Source organism: Paenirhizobium selenitireducens ATCC BAA-1503, from assembly GCF_900492185.1.
Lineage (GTDB): Bacteria > Pseudomonadota > Alphaproteobacteria > Rhizobiales > Rhizobiaceae > Allorhizobium > Allorhizobium selenitireducens_A.
In genome coordinates this window covers 73617-89069 of the sequence record NZ_UEYP01000002.1, presented here as the reverse complement: position 1 = coordinate 89069, position 15453 = coordinate 73617, and the positions used below count along the sequence as shown (strand labels likewise).

12 protein-coding genes are annotated in these 15453 nt (G+C 64.1%); all 12 read right to left on the bottom strand.

Annotated elements, in window-relative coordinates:
- Nucleotides 1-105: 105 nt before the first annotated feature.
- Nucleotides 106-1554, bottom strand: coding sequence for a phospholipase D-like domain-containing protein (locus RHIZ70P_RS04180; RefSeq protein WP_115669140.1), 1449 nt, complete (start codon nt 1552-1554; stop codon nt 106-108).
- 64 nt (nt 1555-1618) lie between these two features.
- On the bottom strand, nt 1619-3292 hold the full coding sequence (recN, locus tag RHIZ70P_RS04175) for a DNA repair protein RecN (RefSeq protein ID WP_115669139.1): 1674 nt from the start codon (nt 3290-3292) through the stop codon (nt 1619-1621).
- 31 nt (nt 3293-3323) lie between these two features.
- Nucleotides 3324-4133 (bottom strand): outer membrane protein assembly factor BamD, encoded by an 810-nt coding sequence (locus tag RHIZ70P_RS04170; RefSeq protein WP_419178267.1) that lies wholly within the window; start codon nt 4131-4133, stop codon nt 3324-3326.
- A 298-nt stretch (nt 4134-4431) separates the two neighbouring features.
- A complete protein-coding gene (gene lpxC / locus RHIZ70P_RS04165) occupies nt 4432-5388 on the bottom strand; it encodes a UDP-3-O-acyl-N-acetylglucosamine deacetylase (RefSeq protein ID WP_115669137.1) in 957 nt (318 codons plus the stop codon).
- A 285-nt stretch (nt 5389-5673) separates the two neighbouring features.
- Entirely contained in the window at nt 5674-7440 is a 1767-nt protein-coding gene (gene ftsZ, locus RHIZ70P_RS04160) for a cell division protein FtsZ (protein WP_115669136.1), read from the bottom strand.
- 100 nt (nt 7441-7540) lie between these two features.
- A complete protein-coding gene (gene ftsA, locus RHIZ70P_RS04155) occupies nt 7541-8872 on the bottom strand; it encodes a cell division protein FtsA (RefSeq protein ID WP_115669135.1) in 1332 nt (443 codons plus the stop codon).
- Nucleotides 8869-9768: a cell division protein FtsQ/DivIB gene (locus RHIZ70P_RS04150; RefSeq protein ID WP_115669134.1), complete on the bottom strand. Its 900-nt coding sequence runs from the start codon at nt 9766-9768 to the stop codon at nt 8869-8871. The genes ftsA and RHIZ70P_RS04150 overlap by 4 nt, the downstream gene beginning before the upstream one ends.
- Before the next feature lie 20 nt (nt 9769-9788).
- Nucleotides 9789-10715 carry a D-alanine--D-alanine ligase gene (locus RHIZ70P_RS04145; RefSeq protein WP_115669133.1) on the bottom strand — a complete coding sequence of 309 codons (927 nt, stop codon included), beginning with the start codon at nt 10713-10715 and terminating at the stop codon, nt 9789-9791.
- A 228-nt stretch (nt 10716-10943) separates the two neighbouring features.
- Nucleotides 10944-11798 carry a GGDEF domain-containing protein gene (locus tag RHIZ70P_RS04140; protein WP_115669132.1) on the bottom strand — a complete coding sequence of 285 codons (855 nt, stop codon included), beginning with the start codon at nt 11796-11798 and terminating at the stop codon, nt 10944-10946.
- 147 nt (nt 11799-11945) lie between these two features.
- Entirely contained in the window at nt 11946-12920 is a 975-nt protein-coding gene (murB, locus tag RHIZ70P_RS04135) for a UDP-N-acetylmuramate dehydrogenase (protein ID WP_115669131.1), read from the bottom strand.
- Nucleotide 12921: 1 nt separating this feature from the next.
- Nucleotides 12922-14334: a UDP-N-acetylmuramate--L-alanine ligase gene (gene murC / locus RHIZ70P_RS04130; RefSeq protein ID WP_115669130.1), complete on the bottom strand. Its 1413-nt coding sequence runs from the start codon at nt 14332-14334 to the stop codon at nt 12922-12924.
- Nucleotides 14331-15452, bottom strand: a complete 1122-nt coding sequence (murG, locus tag RHIZ70P_RS04125; RefSeq protein ID WP_115669129.1) for an undecaprenyldiphospho-muramoylpentapeptide beta-N-acetylglucosaminyltransferase — start codon at nt 15450-15452, stop codon at nt 14331-14333. The genes murC and murG overlap by 4 nt, the downstream gene beginning before the upstream one ends.
- Between the last annotated feature and the right edge of the window lies 1 nt (nt 15453).

Below are 15453 nucleotides of genomic sequence, written 5' to 3'. Positions count from 1 at the left end.
TGCGGACTGCACCATCGCCGGACCGACCCGAAGCATAGGGCATGTCGCGGGAATGACCACGCCCGCTCCGGGATGACGACAGGATTTCAACAAGACAGGTCTCCATCACAGATAGGGCGAGCCGAGCCAAAGGACACGGTCGAACAGACGGAAAACGAACGGGCGCCGGCTCAGTTCCTCCAGTGTGACAGGTTCGGCGCCGTCGAGGGCGGCGTCGATGCGCGCGTCGATCGTCGCGGCGAAATCCGGGTCGAAGACTTCCAGATCGATCTCGAAGTTCAGCCTCAGCGATCGCGAGTCGAGATTGGACGAGCCGACAAAGGCCCATTGCCCGTCGACGGTCATCAGCTTTGAGTGATCGAACTGCCCTTGCGCGCGAAAGATCCGGCTGCCGTCTTTGAGGATCTGGTCGAACTGGGCCGCCATGGCATGGCTGACGATGGCCAGATTGTTCCGCGCCGGGATGACGATGTCGACCGCCACCCCGCGCCGGGCGGCCGTGGCAAGCGCGCCGAGCAGGATATTGTCGGGGAGAAAATAGGGAGACATGATGCGGATCGACTTCTCCGCCACGGAAAAGGCTCCCATCATCATCTTGTGGTTCGTCTCGAGATTGGCATCGGGACCCGAAACGACGGTGCGCACGAAACTCGGCGTGCCGGGATCGGCGGTGAACGGCGCGACGCTCCAGACCTCGCCGTTCAGGATCTCGCCCGTCTCGAAATGCCAGTCCTCGGCCGCCACCGCGAAGATGTCGGCGACGGCAGGCCCGGTCAGGCGGAAATGCGTGTCGCGCGCCGCCTCGTCGCCTTCGAAGGCGGCGCGGATGTTCATGCCGCCAAGAAAGGCGACGGCGCCGTCGGCCACCAGGATCTTGCGATGGGTGCGCAGATTGGCATAGGGCAGCCTCAGGCCGGCGACCACCTTGCCGTTGAAGGCGGCGACCGTGACACCGCCCTCGGCCAGATAACCAAGGATGCTGGGCACGCTGTAGCGGGCGCCGACCGCATCGATCAACACGCGGACCGAAACGCCACGCCTGTGGGCCGCGATCAGCCGGTCGGCGACCCTGAGCCCGGCAGCGTCCCTGTCGAAGATATAGGTCTCGAGAATGATGCTGCGTTCCGCCGCATCGATCGCCGCGCAGAATGCCGCATAGGTCTCGTCGCCGGAGGACAGCATCTCGATCCGGTTGCCGGAAGAGAGCGCATGCCTGGCGACCCGGTCGCCGAGTGTCTTCAGCCCTGCCATTCGGCTGCCGAACCCTGCCTCCACCTCGTCGCGCGACACGCCGTAATGCGAAAGCGACCGCCAGAGCTCGTCGAGATGCAGCGCCCGGCGCGAAATCAGCGACTTGCGGCGGATGCGGTTGACGCCGGCGACCGCATAGATCAAGGCACCGAGCAGCGGTGAAAGGACGATGACGCCGACCCAGCCGATCGCCGAGCGGACCTCGCGCTTGGTCATCGCCGCATGGATTGCCGCAGCCGCTCCCATCGTGATCGACAGGAAAGCGAGAATATGCGGCCAGTAGGGAGACAGGGCTTCGAACATCGTGCACCGAGGGAAACAGGTTTCGGCGTTGAATGCAATCGCCGGCCCAAAGGTCCGCCGTGCCTCAGTTTTCTCCGGCCAGCAGACGCGCGGCAGCGGCCCTCGCCTCGTCGGTGACCGAGGCACCGGCGAGCATGCGGGCGATCTCCTCGCGCCGATGTTCCGGCTCCATGGTGGCGACGCGGGTGGCGATCTTCTCGCCGCCCTCGCCCGTCGGTCCCTTGGAGATCAACAGATGGGTGGCGGCGCGAGCCGCGACCTGCGGCGCATGGGTGACGGAGAGCACCTGGACCTTGGCGGACAGCCGCTTGAGGCGCTGGCCGATGGCATCGGCGACGGCACCGCCGACGCCCGTATCGATCTCGTCGAACACCAGGGTCGGCGCCGAACCGCGGTCGGCGAGCGCCACCTTGAGCGCCAGAAGGAAGCGAGAGAGCTCGCCGCCGGAGGCGACCTTCATGATCGGCCCCGGACGTGTTCCCGGATTGGTCTGGACGTGGAATTCGACCGTATCGATCCCCTCGGCCGTGGCCGCCTCCGGATCGCTCGTCACCTCGACCATGAAGCGCGCGCGCTCCAGTTTCAGCGCCGGAAGCTCGGCCATCACCGCGTCGGAAAGCGCAGAGGCGGCATTGCGCCGCTTGTCCGACAGCGCCCGGGCCCGGTGGTCATAATGCGCCCTCGCCTCTACCACTTCGGCCTCGAGCGCGCCGAGTTTCTCCTCGCCGGCATCCAGTTCGGCCAGATCGGCGATCATCTTTTCGGCGAGCGCCGGAAGCCCGGTCACCGGCACGGAATATTTGCGGCCCGCGGCGCGCAAGGCGAACAACCGCTCCTCGACCCGCTCCAACTCGTTCGGATCGAATTCGGTGCGCCGAAGAGCTGCCTCGACTTCCATCTGTGCGTTGGAGAGGTTGTCGAGCGCCGAATCGAGCAGCTGGACCGTATCCTCGAGCAAGCCCGGCGCCTCGTGGCTCTTGCGCTCCAGCCGGCGGACGAGCGAGGCGATCAGCGGCACTGGCGAGGCGTGGCCGTTGAGAAATTCCGAGGCCTCGGCGATGTCGCCGGCGATCCGTTCGGACTTCTGCATGACGGCGCGCCGTTCGGCCAGTTCGTCCTCCTCGCCGTCGCGTGGCGAAAGCTTTTCCAGTTCCTCGACCGACGCCCGCAGATAGTCCGCCTCGCGCGCGGCCGCCTCGACGCGGGCGCGATGGGCCTTCAGCACCCGGTCGGCCTCGCGCCAGCGGCGATAGCTCTCGCCGAGGCTGACCGCCTCGTCGGAGAGGCCGGCAAAGGCATCGAGCAGCATGCGGTGGGCATCGGTATCGACGAGCGCACGGTCGTCGTGCTGGCCGTGGATCTCGACCAAAAGCTGCCCCGCCTGGCGCATCAGTTGCACCGAAACGGGCTGGTCGTTGATATAGGCGCGGGTGCGGCCGTCGGCGGACTGGATGCGGCGGAAGATCAGGTCGCCGTCGTCATCCACGCCATTGCCGCGCAGAAGGGTGCGGGCCGGATGGCTGATCGCGACGTCGAAGACGGCGGTGACCTGCCCCTTGCCCTCACCGTGGCGAACGAGCGAACCGTCGCCGCGCCCGCCGAGCGCCAGCGACAGACTGTCGAGCAGGATCGACTTGCCGGCGCCGGTCTCGCCGGTCAGCACCGACAGTCCGGCCTCGAAGGCAAGATCCAGACGCTCGATCAGAACGATATCGCGGATCGACAGCTGGACCAGCATGGAACACTCATCTCGCGTCTAGGAAAGAGGGTCAGCTCCCGACAAGGATCTTCTTGCCGGCCCTTGCGATCCACGAACCCGTATTCTCGCGCGGCTCGAGACCGCCCGACTTCAGGAGCTTGTAGGAATCGGCATACCACTGGCTGTCGGGATAATTGTGTCCGAGCACCGCTGCGGCCGTCTGGGCTTCCTGCACCACACCGAGGGCGAAATAGGCCTCGACGAGGCGCGCCAGCGCTTCCTCGATCTGGTTGGTGTTCGGATACTTCTCGACCACGGCGCGGAAGCGGGAAATGGCCGCAAGATATTCCTTGCGCTCGAGATAGTAGCGACCGACCTGCATTTCCTTGCCGGCCAGCTGGTCGCGCGCGAAACGGATCTTGGCCTGCGCGTCGTCGACATATTCTGAGTCGGGATAGTTATCGATCACCTTCTGCATCGCATCGATCGTCTGCAGCGAGGTCTTCTGGTCCTGCGTCACGTTGACGATCTGCTTCCAGTAGGAAAGGCCGACGAGATATTGCACGTAAGCCGAATCGTCCGAGCGCGGATAGAGATTGAGGTAACGGTTGCCGGCGGCCACGGCATCGGTGTAGCGGGCCAGCCGATACTTGGTAAACGTGCTCATCACCAGCGCCTTCTGCGACCATTCGGAGAAGGGATGCTGCGCGTCGATCGCATCGAACTTGCGCGACGCCTCGACGATGTTACCGGCCTTGATGTTCGCCAGACCCTGGTTGTAGAGCGTTTCCGGCGGATCGGTCTCGATGCCGAGCTTGGTGATGTCGATGTCGGGATCCGACTGGCATGCAGCCAGCAGCGCGCCGGACACCGTCATCATCACACATATACTGGCAATACGCGCGGCTTTATTCACAACGACCGACCCTACATGACTCATTCGACAGTTCCCGATTGCAGCGCCGCTAGAAAACCGTCGCTTTCAACACGCGTTTCTAGCCATAAAAGCAGTATGAGAGCAACGCAATGATGGCGATTTAACGCATTTTTGTGGCGGCTGTCGGGAAATACGACAATTGGCCCAAAGCGCAACGCCGGTCGAATGCCGCACATTCTTCAAGACGAAAAAAGGGCCGAGGTTTCAATGCCCCGGCCCTAGCTTGGAGGTAATGGAGTGGTCACGCCGACCAGGGCGCGAATTCCGGAACATTGACGGGGACGAATTCGCGCGCCCGCGCCTTGAGGCTGCGTGACGGCGCCTCGACGACCTCGTAGGCCGTCGGATCGCTGAGCAGGGCCTTGAGCGCATTGGCATTCATCTTGTGGCCGCCGCGATAGGAGCGGTAGCAGCCGATGAACTGCGCGCCGGCCAGTGCCAGGTCGCCGACAGCATCGAGCGTCTTGTGACGGACGAACTCGTCCTTCTCGTAGCGCAGGCCCTCGACATTGATGACGGTGTTGTCGTCGGAGATGACGACGGAATTTTCCAGCGAAGAGCCGAGCGCGAAGCCGGCGGCCCAAAGGCGTTCGACGTCCCGCATGAAGCCGAAGGTGCGGGCGCGCGAAAGCTCGTTCTTGAAGGTTGAGGCGGTCAGGTCGCCTTCCCACTTCTGGCGGCCGATCAAGGGCGTGTCGAAATCGATCTCCACCTCGAAGCGCGTGCCGTCATAGGGGCGAAACTCCGACCAGGACGCACCCGACTCGATCCGGACCGGCTTGATGACGCGGATGTAGCGGCGCTTGACGCCGAGATTGACGATACCGACCTGCTCGATCGCATCGATGAAGACTTCCGAACTGCCGTCCATGATCGGCATTTCCGCGCCGTCGACCTCGATCACCAGATTGTCGAGGCCGAGCGCATAGATGGCCGCCATGACATGCTCGATGGTGGCGATCGAACGGGCCGGCGAAAAGCCGAGAACCGTGCACAGATCCGTATTGCCGACCTGCGAGGACACCGCCTTGAGCTCCGTGGAACTGCCATCGTCGTGCTGGCGCACGAACACGATCCCCGTCCCGGCCTCGGCCGGAAGCATGTTGATGGTGACCGTGCGGCCGGAATGGACGCCGATACCCGTCAGGCTGAGGGGAGCTGCGATGGTGGTCTGGAAACCCAGCAATGCGATTGCCATGAAATCTGCCTTTAAGCGATGCAGCCGACCCGACCTTCGGGCTCGATCAATGTGCGGCTGCTCTTGTCTTGTCCGGAAGTGGAGAATCACGCGGCAAACGCGCCGAACCCAATTCCTAGCCCCTACATACGCACTGGCCGGGGTCCTGCCAAATCACTGTTCGTTTCGCATTGTAACGAAACCAAGCCTCTGAATTTCAAATGAAAAATAGACGCCAGCGAGGATGTTGAAAGACAAAGGGCCCGGGTCGCAAGACCCGGGCCCCTGATCACTGAAAGCGTTCGATCAGTTGGATTGGCGGCGAAGGAAGGCCGGGATTTCCAGCTGGTCGTCCTCGTGGCTCGAACGCGACGGGGGCGTGGCGCGACCCTGGTCGTCGAGCTGGCCGCGACGCGGCGCATAGAGGCTGGCTTCCGGCGAAAGAGCGCGACGCTGCGGAGCGGCCGGGGCCGGCGCAGAGGCGGTCATGTCGGAGGCAGGTTCTTCTTCCTGATGGCGGCCAAGCGAGTTGGTGATCCGCTTCAGGAGACCCATCGGACCACGCTCGTCCTGGGCGGCCGGAGCCGCAGGCTGGGCGCGGTGATCGAGTTCGGCACGCAGGACCGGCGGGAAGTCTTCCACCTTCGGCATGCGCACCGGCTCGGCCGCCTGACGCATGGCCGGAGCAACCGGCTCGTGGCGTACCGGAGCCGGAGCGACCGGCGCCTGCATTTCGGCAGCCGGCATGTGCATTGCCGGAGCCGGACGGCTCATGACCGGTGCCGGAGCTGCAACCGGCTCGACCGGCATGCGAACGGCAGGCTGTGCCTCGGCTACAGCAGGCGTCGCAAACAACCGGCTCTGCGGACGGAAGTCCGGCTCGGCGGCCGGCTGCGGGGCGACGGCTGCCTGACGAGCGATGGCGATTTCGAGTTCACGTTCCATTTCAGCTTCGGCCGAACGGATGGTTTCTGCCACCGGGTCGATGGTCTTGGGTGCCTGCGCCATTGCAGGCTGCACTGCGGCCGGAGCCGAAGCAACGGCCGCGGAGGGACGGACAATCGGCCTTGCTGCCGGAGCGGCGTCGCGGGCTGCCATGGCACCAGCGGCACGGTCGATGCCGGTGGCGACGACCGACACGCGGATGAGACCTTCCAGCGCTTCGTCGAAGGTCGCGCCGAGGATGATGTTGGCGTCCGGATCGACTTCCTCGCGGATGCGGGTTGCGGCTTCGTCGACTTCGAACAGGGTCATGTCGCGACCGCCGGTGATCGAGATCAGCAGGCCCTGTGCGCCCTTCATCGAGGTTTCGTCGAGCAGCGGGTTGGCAATAGCGGCTTCCGCAGCCTGCATTGCGCGGCCCTGACCCGAAGCCTCGCCGGTACCCATCATCGCACGGCCCATTTCGCGCATCACCGAACGGACGTCGGCGAAGTCGAGGTTGATCAGGCCTTCCTTGACCATCAGGTCGGTGATGCAGGCGACACCCGAATAGAGCACCTGGTCGGCCATCGCGAAGGCGTCCGCAAACGTCGTCTTGTCATTGGCGATGCGGAACAGGTTCTGGTTCGGGATCACGATCAGCGTGTCGACCGATTTCTGCAGCTCCTCGATGCCGGCCTCGGCAAGCCGCATGCGGCGCTGGCCTTCGAAGTGGAACGGCTTGGTGACGACTCCAACGGTCAGGATGCCCTTGTTGCGGGCAGCCTGGGCAACGACGGGTGCCGCACCGGTGCCGGTGCCGCCGCCCATGCCGGCGGTGACGAAGCACATATGGGTGCCGTTCAGGTGATCGATGATCTCGTCGATGCACTCTTCAGCGGCGGCGCGGCCGACTTCCGGCTGCGAGCCGGCGCCGAGGCCTTCGGTGACGCTGACGCCGAGCTGGATGACGCGATCGGCCTTGGTCATGGTCAGTGCCTGGGCGTCCGTGTTGGCGACGACGAAGTCGACGCCCTGCAGACCGGCGGTGATCATGTTGTTGACAGCGTTTCCGCCGCCGCCGCCGACGCCGAACACGGTGATCCGAGGCTTCAGCTCGGTGATATCTGGCTTTTGCAGCTTGATGGTCATTTCAGACTTCCTTCTTTCTCCGGCCACAGCGCCACGCCGGCCATTGTCATTTCAACCGTTTCGCCCCAGGCCGGACCGCAATCAGCGGCCTGGAGTCAATTCAAAAGCTTTCCTTCAGCCATTGGCCCATGCGGGCCATCCGGCTGTTTCCGTTGCCGAAGGGAGAGAACAACCCGCCCTGCCCGGCATGCGTTTCCTGATCGGCGACCTGCGGATAAATCATCAATCCGACTGCGGTCGAAAAAGCGGGGCCCTTGGCCGCGGCCGGGAGGCCGGCGACACCCATCGGGCGCCCGATTCGCACGTTGCGGGCCAGAATGCGGCGAGCCGCCTCGGGCATGCCGGTCAGCTGGCTGGCGCCGCCCGTGAGGACGACTCGCTTGCCGACGACGGGCGAGAAGCCCGACTTCTGAATCCGATCGCGCAACAGTTCAAGAGTCTCTTCGATGCGGGCGCCGATAATTCGGGTCAACAGCGCCTTCGGCACCTGCAGAGGCTGGTCACGGTCGTCCTCGCCGATTGGCGGAACGGAAACCACTTCGCGCTCGTCGGCCCCGTTGGCGAGCGCCGAACCATGCACCACCTTGAGACGCTCGGCATCCTCGATGCGGGTCGACAGGCCACGCGCCAGATCGGTCGTCACATGATGCCCGCCTATGCTGATTGCATCGGTGTGAATGAGCTTGCCTTCGGCAAAGACCGAGATCGTCGTCATGCCGCCGCCCATGTCGATGGCGGCACAGCCGAGTTCGACCTCGTCATCGACCAGGGCAGCAAGGCCGCTGGCGTAAGGGGTGGCGACCACGCCCTCCACGGTCAGGTGCGCGCGATTGATGCAGAGTTCGAGATTGCGCAGCGCCGCGCGCTCGGCGGTCACGACATGCATATCGACACCCAGCACATCGCCATACATGCCGAGCGGATCGCGGATGCCGCGCTCGCCGTCGAGCGAGAAGCCGGTCGGCAGCGAATGCAGCACGGCACGGTCATTGCCCTGGGACTGCTGCCCGGCGGCGACGAGAACCTTCTTCAGGTCGCTGCCTTCGACTTCCTGGCCACCCAGATCGATGGTGGCCGTGTAGACGTCGGAGCCGATGCGACCGGCCGAGACGTTGACGATCAGGCTTTCGACGGTGAGACCCGCCATGCGCTCGGCGGCATCGACAGCGAGCCGCACGACGCCTTCGACCGCGTCGAGATCGGAGATCACGCCGGACTTGATGCCGCGCGAGCGCTGGTGGCCGATGCCGATGACCTCGACATTATGAGTGCGACCCGGCAGGACCGAACTTTCCTTGCACGGCGTCAGGCGGCCGATCATGCAGACGACCTTGGTCGAACCGATGTCGAGCACCGACACGACATGCACCCGCTTCGACGAAAGCGGCTTCATGCGCGGCAGACCGAAGTGGGAGCTTCCGAACAGGCTCATATGTTCTGCCCCGCCTTCTTGAGCATCTTGCGCCGCTCTTCAACCGCTGCAAGACGACGTTCCTGGGCCTCCGGCGTCAGCCGGATGGTGGTGCGATCGGGAAGCCGCAGATCGACGGCTGCGATGTCGCGCGCCAGGAGCTGCTGCTCGGCATCCAGACGCGCCAGCTTGGCGAGGGCCGCATCGACATTGTCCTCGGGCAACTTGACGATGACGCCATTGTCCAGATGAATATCCCAGCGACGACCAGCGACGCGAACGAAGGCCTTCACCCGCGAGGCGATGCCCGGAAAGCTTGCGAACTGCGCCTCGACCGTCGCGGCGGCCGTCTCGGCATCGCGCCCGACGAACAGCGGCAGGGAGGCGAACTTATTGTCGCGCAAAGGAGCAATCACGCTGCCGGACTTCTCGATCAGCGAAAGCTCGGTGCCGTGTTGCCAGATGCCGTAGGCCTGACGCTCGCGCAGCACGACCTCGACCGCCCGAGGATAGACCTTGCGAACCTCGGCCGATTCGACCCAGGGCATCTCCGCCAGGGCCTTACGGGCAGCGGCAATGTCGAGACCCAGCAAGCTGGTAGAACCATCCAGGCCGAGCAGTTGGAGAATGTCGATCTCGGACGTGTGCTGATTGCCGGAGACGTGAACATCCTCGACGGCAAATCCCGCACCCGTCGTCATCGCCTGGACGACCGCGGGTCCATGACCACCGACGACGATCCCGTAGAGCGCCACGGCGGAATAGAAACCTACGAGCGAAACCTTTCCGGCATGGGCCGGAATAACGATGCGGCCCGAGCAGAGGCTGACGACGAAGCGCACGACACGGCGCATCGGACGAGGCAAAACCCGCCCCTCGCCGGCAGAACCGGAGGCCACGTTGTGGTGCCCACCCATATCCGCAGATCTATCGCCGCTCACCGCAAACAAGACGCGTCCTCCACCATCCAACGCAAGAATTCACCAAAACGAAGACCGGCATGCGCCGCCATTTCGGGCACCAGCGAGGTCGGGGTCATGCCGGGCTGAGTGTTGATTTCCAACCAGACGAGCTCGCCATCCTCGGAGAAGCGATCGTCGTAACGGAAGTCCGAGCGACTCACCCCGCGACACCCGATTGCCTGATGCGCCGCAATGGCCAATGATTGTATTTTTTGGTAAATTTTCGGTGAAATTTCCGCAGGAAGCACATGCCGCGAACCACCCGCGACATATTTCGAGTCGTAATCGTAGAAGCTGTGACCCTGCGGCACGATCTCGGTCACGCCGAGCGCCTTGCCACCCATGACGCCGCAGGTCAGCTCGCGACCGGCGACATAGTGCTCGACCATCACGCGATCGCCGTAGCGCCATTCGCTCGAGGTCAGCGATTGCGGCGGATGCGCCATGTCCTCGCGAACGATGACGACACCGAAACTCGAACCTTCGCACACTGGCTTGACCACATAGGGCGGCGCGATCGGATGTTCGTTGCCGATTTCGAAACGCGACATGACGCGCGCTTCGGCGACCGGCACGCCGGCACTGCCGGCGACGATCTTCGCCTGCCCCTTGTCCATGGCGAGCGCCGAGGCGAGCACGCCGGAATGTGTATAGGGGATCTGCAGGTATTCGAGCACACCCTGGATCGTGCCATCCTCACCGAACGGCCCATGCAGTGCATTGAAGGCGACGTCCGGACGCAACTCGGCGAGAACCTGGCCGACATTGCGGTCAACGTCGACGCGCGTGACGCGGTAGCCCTCAGCCTCGAGGGCCTCGGCGCACGCCTTCCCGGAGGAAAGCGACACCGGCCTTTCGGAGGAAAGGCCACCCATCAGGACGGCTACATGTTTGCCACTCATCAACGCCCCCCGCATATCGCGAAACACCAACCGGACACCTGGCGCCGGATTTCTCGGTTGGGAGGGGCGCCGTCCTTTGCATCAGTTAGACGACATTAAGGTTAATGAAGTGTTTACTTTCGTTAACCGGAGGGCCCGACGGCTCGATTTTTTTGCCGCGCGACCCAGGCGATCAGGATCACAAACCCTTGCGTATCAACCACTTTTCCAGAAAGTGCCGATGGCGGGTCAGCCGGCCCGGCGGCTTGGCTCGGCACCGGCGAGAGCCGTCGGCAGCATGATCATGCCGGTCGAAAGCGAGTCGATGTCGCGGTGGCAGACGATTCTGTCGCGCCCACCGGCCTTGGCCACATAGAGCGCACGATCGGCCTCGGAGAAGATTTCGTTGAAGCTGCGACCATTCGGCAGGTCCGCAACGCCGCCCGAAATCGTCACCTTGACGCGACGACCGTTGCAGGGAATGTCGAGTGCGGCGACCCGGCGGCGGACACGCTCGGCCCGTTCGGTGATCGTCTCGACACCCGAAGCCGGCCACAAGACCGCGAATTCCTCGCCGCCGATCCGCGCGCAGACCTCCGACTCGTCGAACCCTTCCCGGATGACCTCCGCCACGGCAGCGATCACCTCGTCACCGACCGAATGACCGAAGGTATCGTTGATCGTCTTGAAGCGATCGATGTCGAAAAGGACGAGGGAGACATCGCCCTTTCCGTCGTCGAAGGCCCTCTGGAAGGCACGGCGGTTGAGCAGGCCAGACAGCATGTCGATACGGCTGATCCGCTCGAATTCGGCACGCGAGATGCCGAGATCGTAGATGGCAAAACCGACGACCGCATAGGCGATGACCGCGACAACGAAGGAGACCGGGGGCGTCAGCACGGTGGCGATCACCAGCGCCGGCGCAAGATCGTAAGGCAGAAGGTCGAAGGCGACGAGGGCGAAATGGGCGCAGACATTCAGGACATAGGCGAGGACCGCGATCTTCGCCGCCATCCACACCGCGCGTGAAACCACTGCGCTGCGGCTGGAAAACTCCCCGAGCGTCAGCTGGCCGACGATCCAGTTCTTCGTTGCATTTTCCATGAGCCACTCCGCAAACCCATGAAAGCATAGGGGGAGCCGCTTAACAATTCGTCGCGGGGAGGCAGGCGATTCGATTTTATTCGCCGACCTGCGACAGCCGAACGCCGGGCACCGGGATGGACGGGGTGCCCCGCCCTGCCCCTTATCTCAGGCTGTCGTGACGCCGTGGAAGGGCTTGACCTCGCGGCCCGGCATGAAGATGCCGATGCGCTTGATTTCCCATTCGAGCTTGATGCCGGCATGCTCGAACACGCGCTGGCGCACGGTCTCGCCGAGATATTCAAGATCATAGGCCGTGGCATGGCCGACATTGATCATGAAATTGCAGTGCAGCGACGACATCTGCGCCCCACCGATCATCAGCCCGCGGCAACCGGCTTCGTCGATCAGTTCCCAGGCCGAGTGACCGGGCGGGTTCTTGAAGGTCGAGCCGCCGGTCTTTTCCTTGACCGGCTGCACTGTCTCGCGATGGTGACGCACGGCATCCATGTCGGCGCGGATCTTGGCCTTTTCTTCCGGATAGCCTTCAAACAGCGCGCTGGTGAAAATCAGCCCCTCCGGTGCCGCCGAATGGCGATAGCTGTAGCCCATCTCGGCCTTAGACAGGACATGGATGTTGCCCTGGCGGTCGACGGCCTCGATCTCGATCAGACGCTCGGCGGTCTCGCCGCCGTTGGCGCCCGCATTCATGCGGATCGCTCCGCCGATCGAGCCGGGAATGCCGTAGTAGAAGTGGAAACCACCGATATTGTGGTCCATGGCCATCGCGGCGACGTGCTTGTCCGGGCAGATCGCGCCGGCGCGGATACGGTTTTCGCCGGCAAGTTCGACCTGGCCGAAACCCTTGGCCGACAGGCGTATGACAACGCCCGGAATACCCCCGTCACGCACCAGAAGGTTGGAGCCGACGCCAACCACGGTGAGCGGGACCTCTTCGGGCAGCAGTTTCAGGAAGGCGACGAGGTCATCCGTGTCGTGCGGCTGGAACATCAGTTCGGCAAGACCGCCGGCCTGGAACCAAGTGACGCGATCCATCGGGGCGTCGGGCGTCAGACGGCCACGCAATTGATCCACACCCGGCCCGAGCGAGGCCAGCAGCTTTTCCCCATCCACCTGCTTCATTTCAAGACTTTCCTGACAACGCTTCCAGTTCGCGGGGCAGAGCCGCCGCCCATTGCGTGATGTTACCTGCTCCCAACAGAATCACGAAATCACCCGGTTGCGCAATGCCCGCCACGATCGGTGCAAGCTGGTCGGACGACGGCAAATAGCGCGCGTCGCGATGGCCACCGGCGCGGATACGCTCGACAAGGGCTTCTGCGGTGGCGCCTTCGATCGGGTCTTCGCCCGCGGCATAGACCGGAGCGAGCAACAGCGTGTCGGCATCGTTGAAGCAGTTGGCGAAATCCTCGAACAGGCTCGACAGGCGCGAATAGCGATGCGGCTGGTGGACGGCGATGATGCGGCCCTGGCAGGCTTCACGCGCCGCTTTGAGCACCGCCTTGATCTCGACCGGATGGTGGCCGTAGTCGTCGAACACCTGCACGCCGTTCCAGGTTCCGGTCAAGGTGAAGCGGCGCTTGACGCCGCCGAAGGACGAAAGGCCCTTGCGGATCGCCTCTTCTGGAATGTCGAGCCGGTTGGCGACCGCGATCGCGGCGCAGGCATTGGCGACATTGTGGCGACCCGGCATGGGCAGCCGAAGATCCTTGAAATTGAACACCCGGCCGGTGCGGCGGCGGCGGATCTCGACGTCGAAGATCGAATGCGTGCCCTCGAGCCTCACATTGGAATAGCGCACGTCGGCCTGCGGGTTTTCGCCATAGGTGATGACCTTGCGATCCTCGATGCGACCAACCAGTGCCTGCACTTCCGGATGGTCGAGGCACATCACGCCGAAGCCGTAGAACGGCACGTTCTCGACGAATTGCCGGAAGGCGGCGCGAACGGCATCGAAATTGCCGTAGTGGTCGAGGTGTTCGGGATCGATATTGGTGACGACCGCCACTTCGGCCGGGAGCTTGAGGAAAGTGCCGTCCGATTCGTCGGCCTCCACCACCATCCACTCGCCCTCGCCCATGCGGGCATTGGTGCCATAGGCATTGATGATGCCGCCGTTGATGACGGTCGGGTCGAGCCCGCCGGCATCGAGCAATGCTGCAACCATCGAGGTTGTCGTCGTCTTGCCATGCGTGCCGCCGATGGCGATGGCATTGCGGAATCGCATCAGTTCGGCCAGCATTTCCGCCCGCCGCACGATCGGCAGCAGCTTTTCGCGGGCCGCGACGAGTTCGGGATTGTCCTTCCGGATCGCGGTCGAAACGACCACCACTTCCGCATCACCGAGGTTCTCGGCCTTATGCCCGACGAAGACCTCGATGCCCTTGGCGCGCAGGCGCTGGACATTGGCCCCGTCGGACTGGTCCGACCCTTGCACGCGATGGCCGAGATTGTGCAGCACTTCGGCAATGCCGCTCATCCCGATCCCACCGATGCCGATGAAATGGACGAGCCCGATGGAGGTCGGCATCTTCATGAATTGGCTCCCTTCACGTGAGCGATATTCTTGCCTGCGGCAATAGACTCAACCAGATCGGCGAGCAAGCGCGTTGCATCCGGCTTTCCCGCGGTTTTCGCCGCATCCGCCATCCGCGCCAGCCTTTCCGGCTCCTGCATGGCGCTGGTCAGCAACTGCGCCAGACGCTCCGGCGAAAGCTCCGACTGGGCGATCACGCTGGCACCGCCGGCCGCCGCCAATGCCGCCGCATTGGCCGCCTGGTCATGATCGAGCGCATAGGGATAAGGGACGAGGATCGATGGCCGCCCGATGACCGAAAGCTCGGACACGGTCGAGGCGCCGGAGCGGCAAATGACCAGATGGGCGGCGGCGATGCGTGCCGCCATGTCGTTGAAGAAGGGCGACACCTCGGCAGGAACGCCGAGCTTCTCGTAACAGCCCTTCACGCGCTCGGCATCCTCGGGCCGGGCTTGCTGCGTGACGCTCAGGCGGTTGCGCAGCGAGGCGTCCAGGAGACTGATGGCGTTCGGCAGGGCCGAGGAGAAGAATTGCGCACCCTGGCTGCCGCCGAACACCACGAGGCGGAACGGGCTGCCGGGCTGCGACGGGCTGTAGGGGATGGACGAAGCGGCAATCACCGCCGGACGAACCGGATTTCCGGTCACCACCGTCTTGTCGGCATAGGTCCCGCCCTCGGGAAGGAAGCCGCCGGCAATCGCCTTGACCCGCGTGGCGAGCGCCTTGTTGGCGCGGCCCATGACCGCGTTCTGCTCATGCAGCAGCGTCGGTACGCCGAGACCGGCAGCGGCCAGAAGCGGAGGCACGGTCGGATAGCCGCCGAAGCCGATCACGGCAACCGGCTTCAACCGGCGCATCAACTGTTTTGCCTGGCGAAATCCCGTCCACAGCGACAGCAGGGCCTTGGCCACCGCGACCGGATTCTTCGAACCGATCGTCGCGGAGGCAACGATGTGGATCGCCTCGGCCGGGAAGGTGCCGGCATAGCGCTCCGCGCGGCTGTCGGTGACGAGGTGGACCGAGTAGCCGCGCTCGGCGAGCAGGTGCCCTAAAGCCTCGGCCGGAAAGAGATGGCCGCCGGTACCGCCGGCGGCAAGCAGGATGATGCCTTTTGTCATG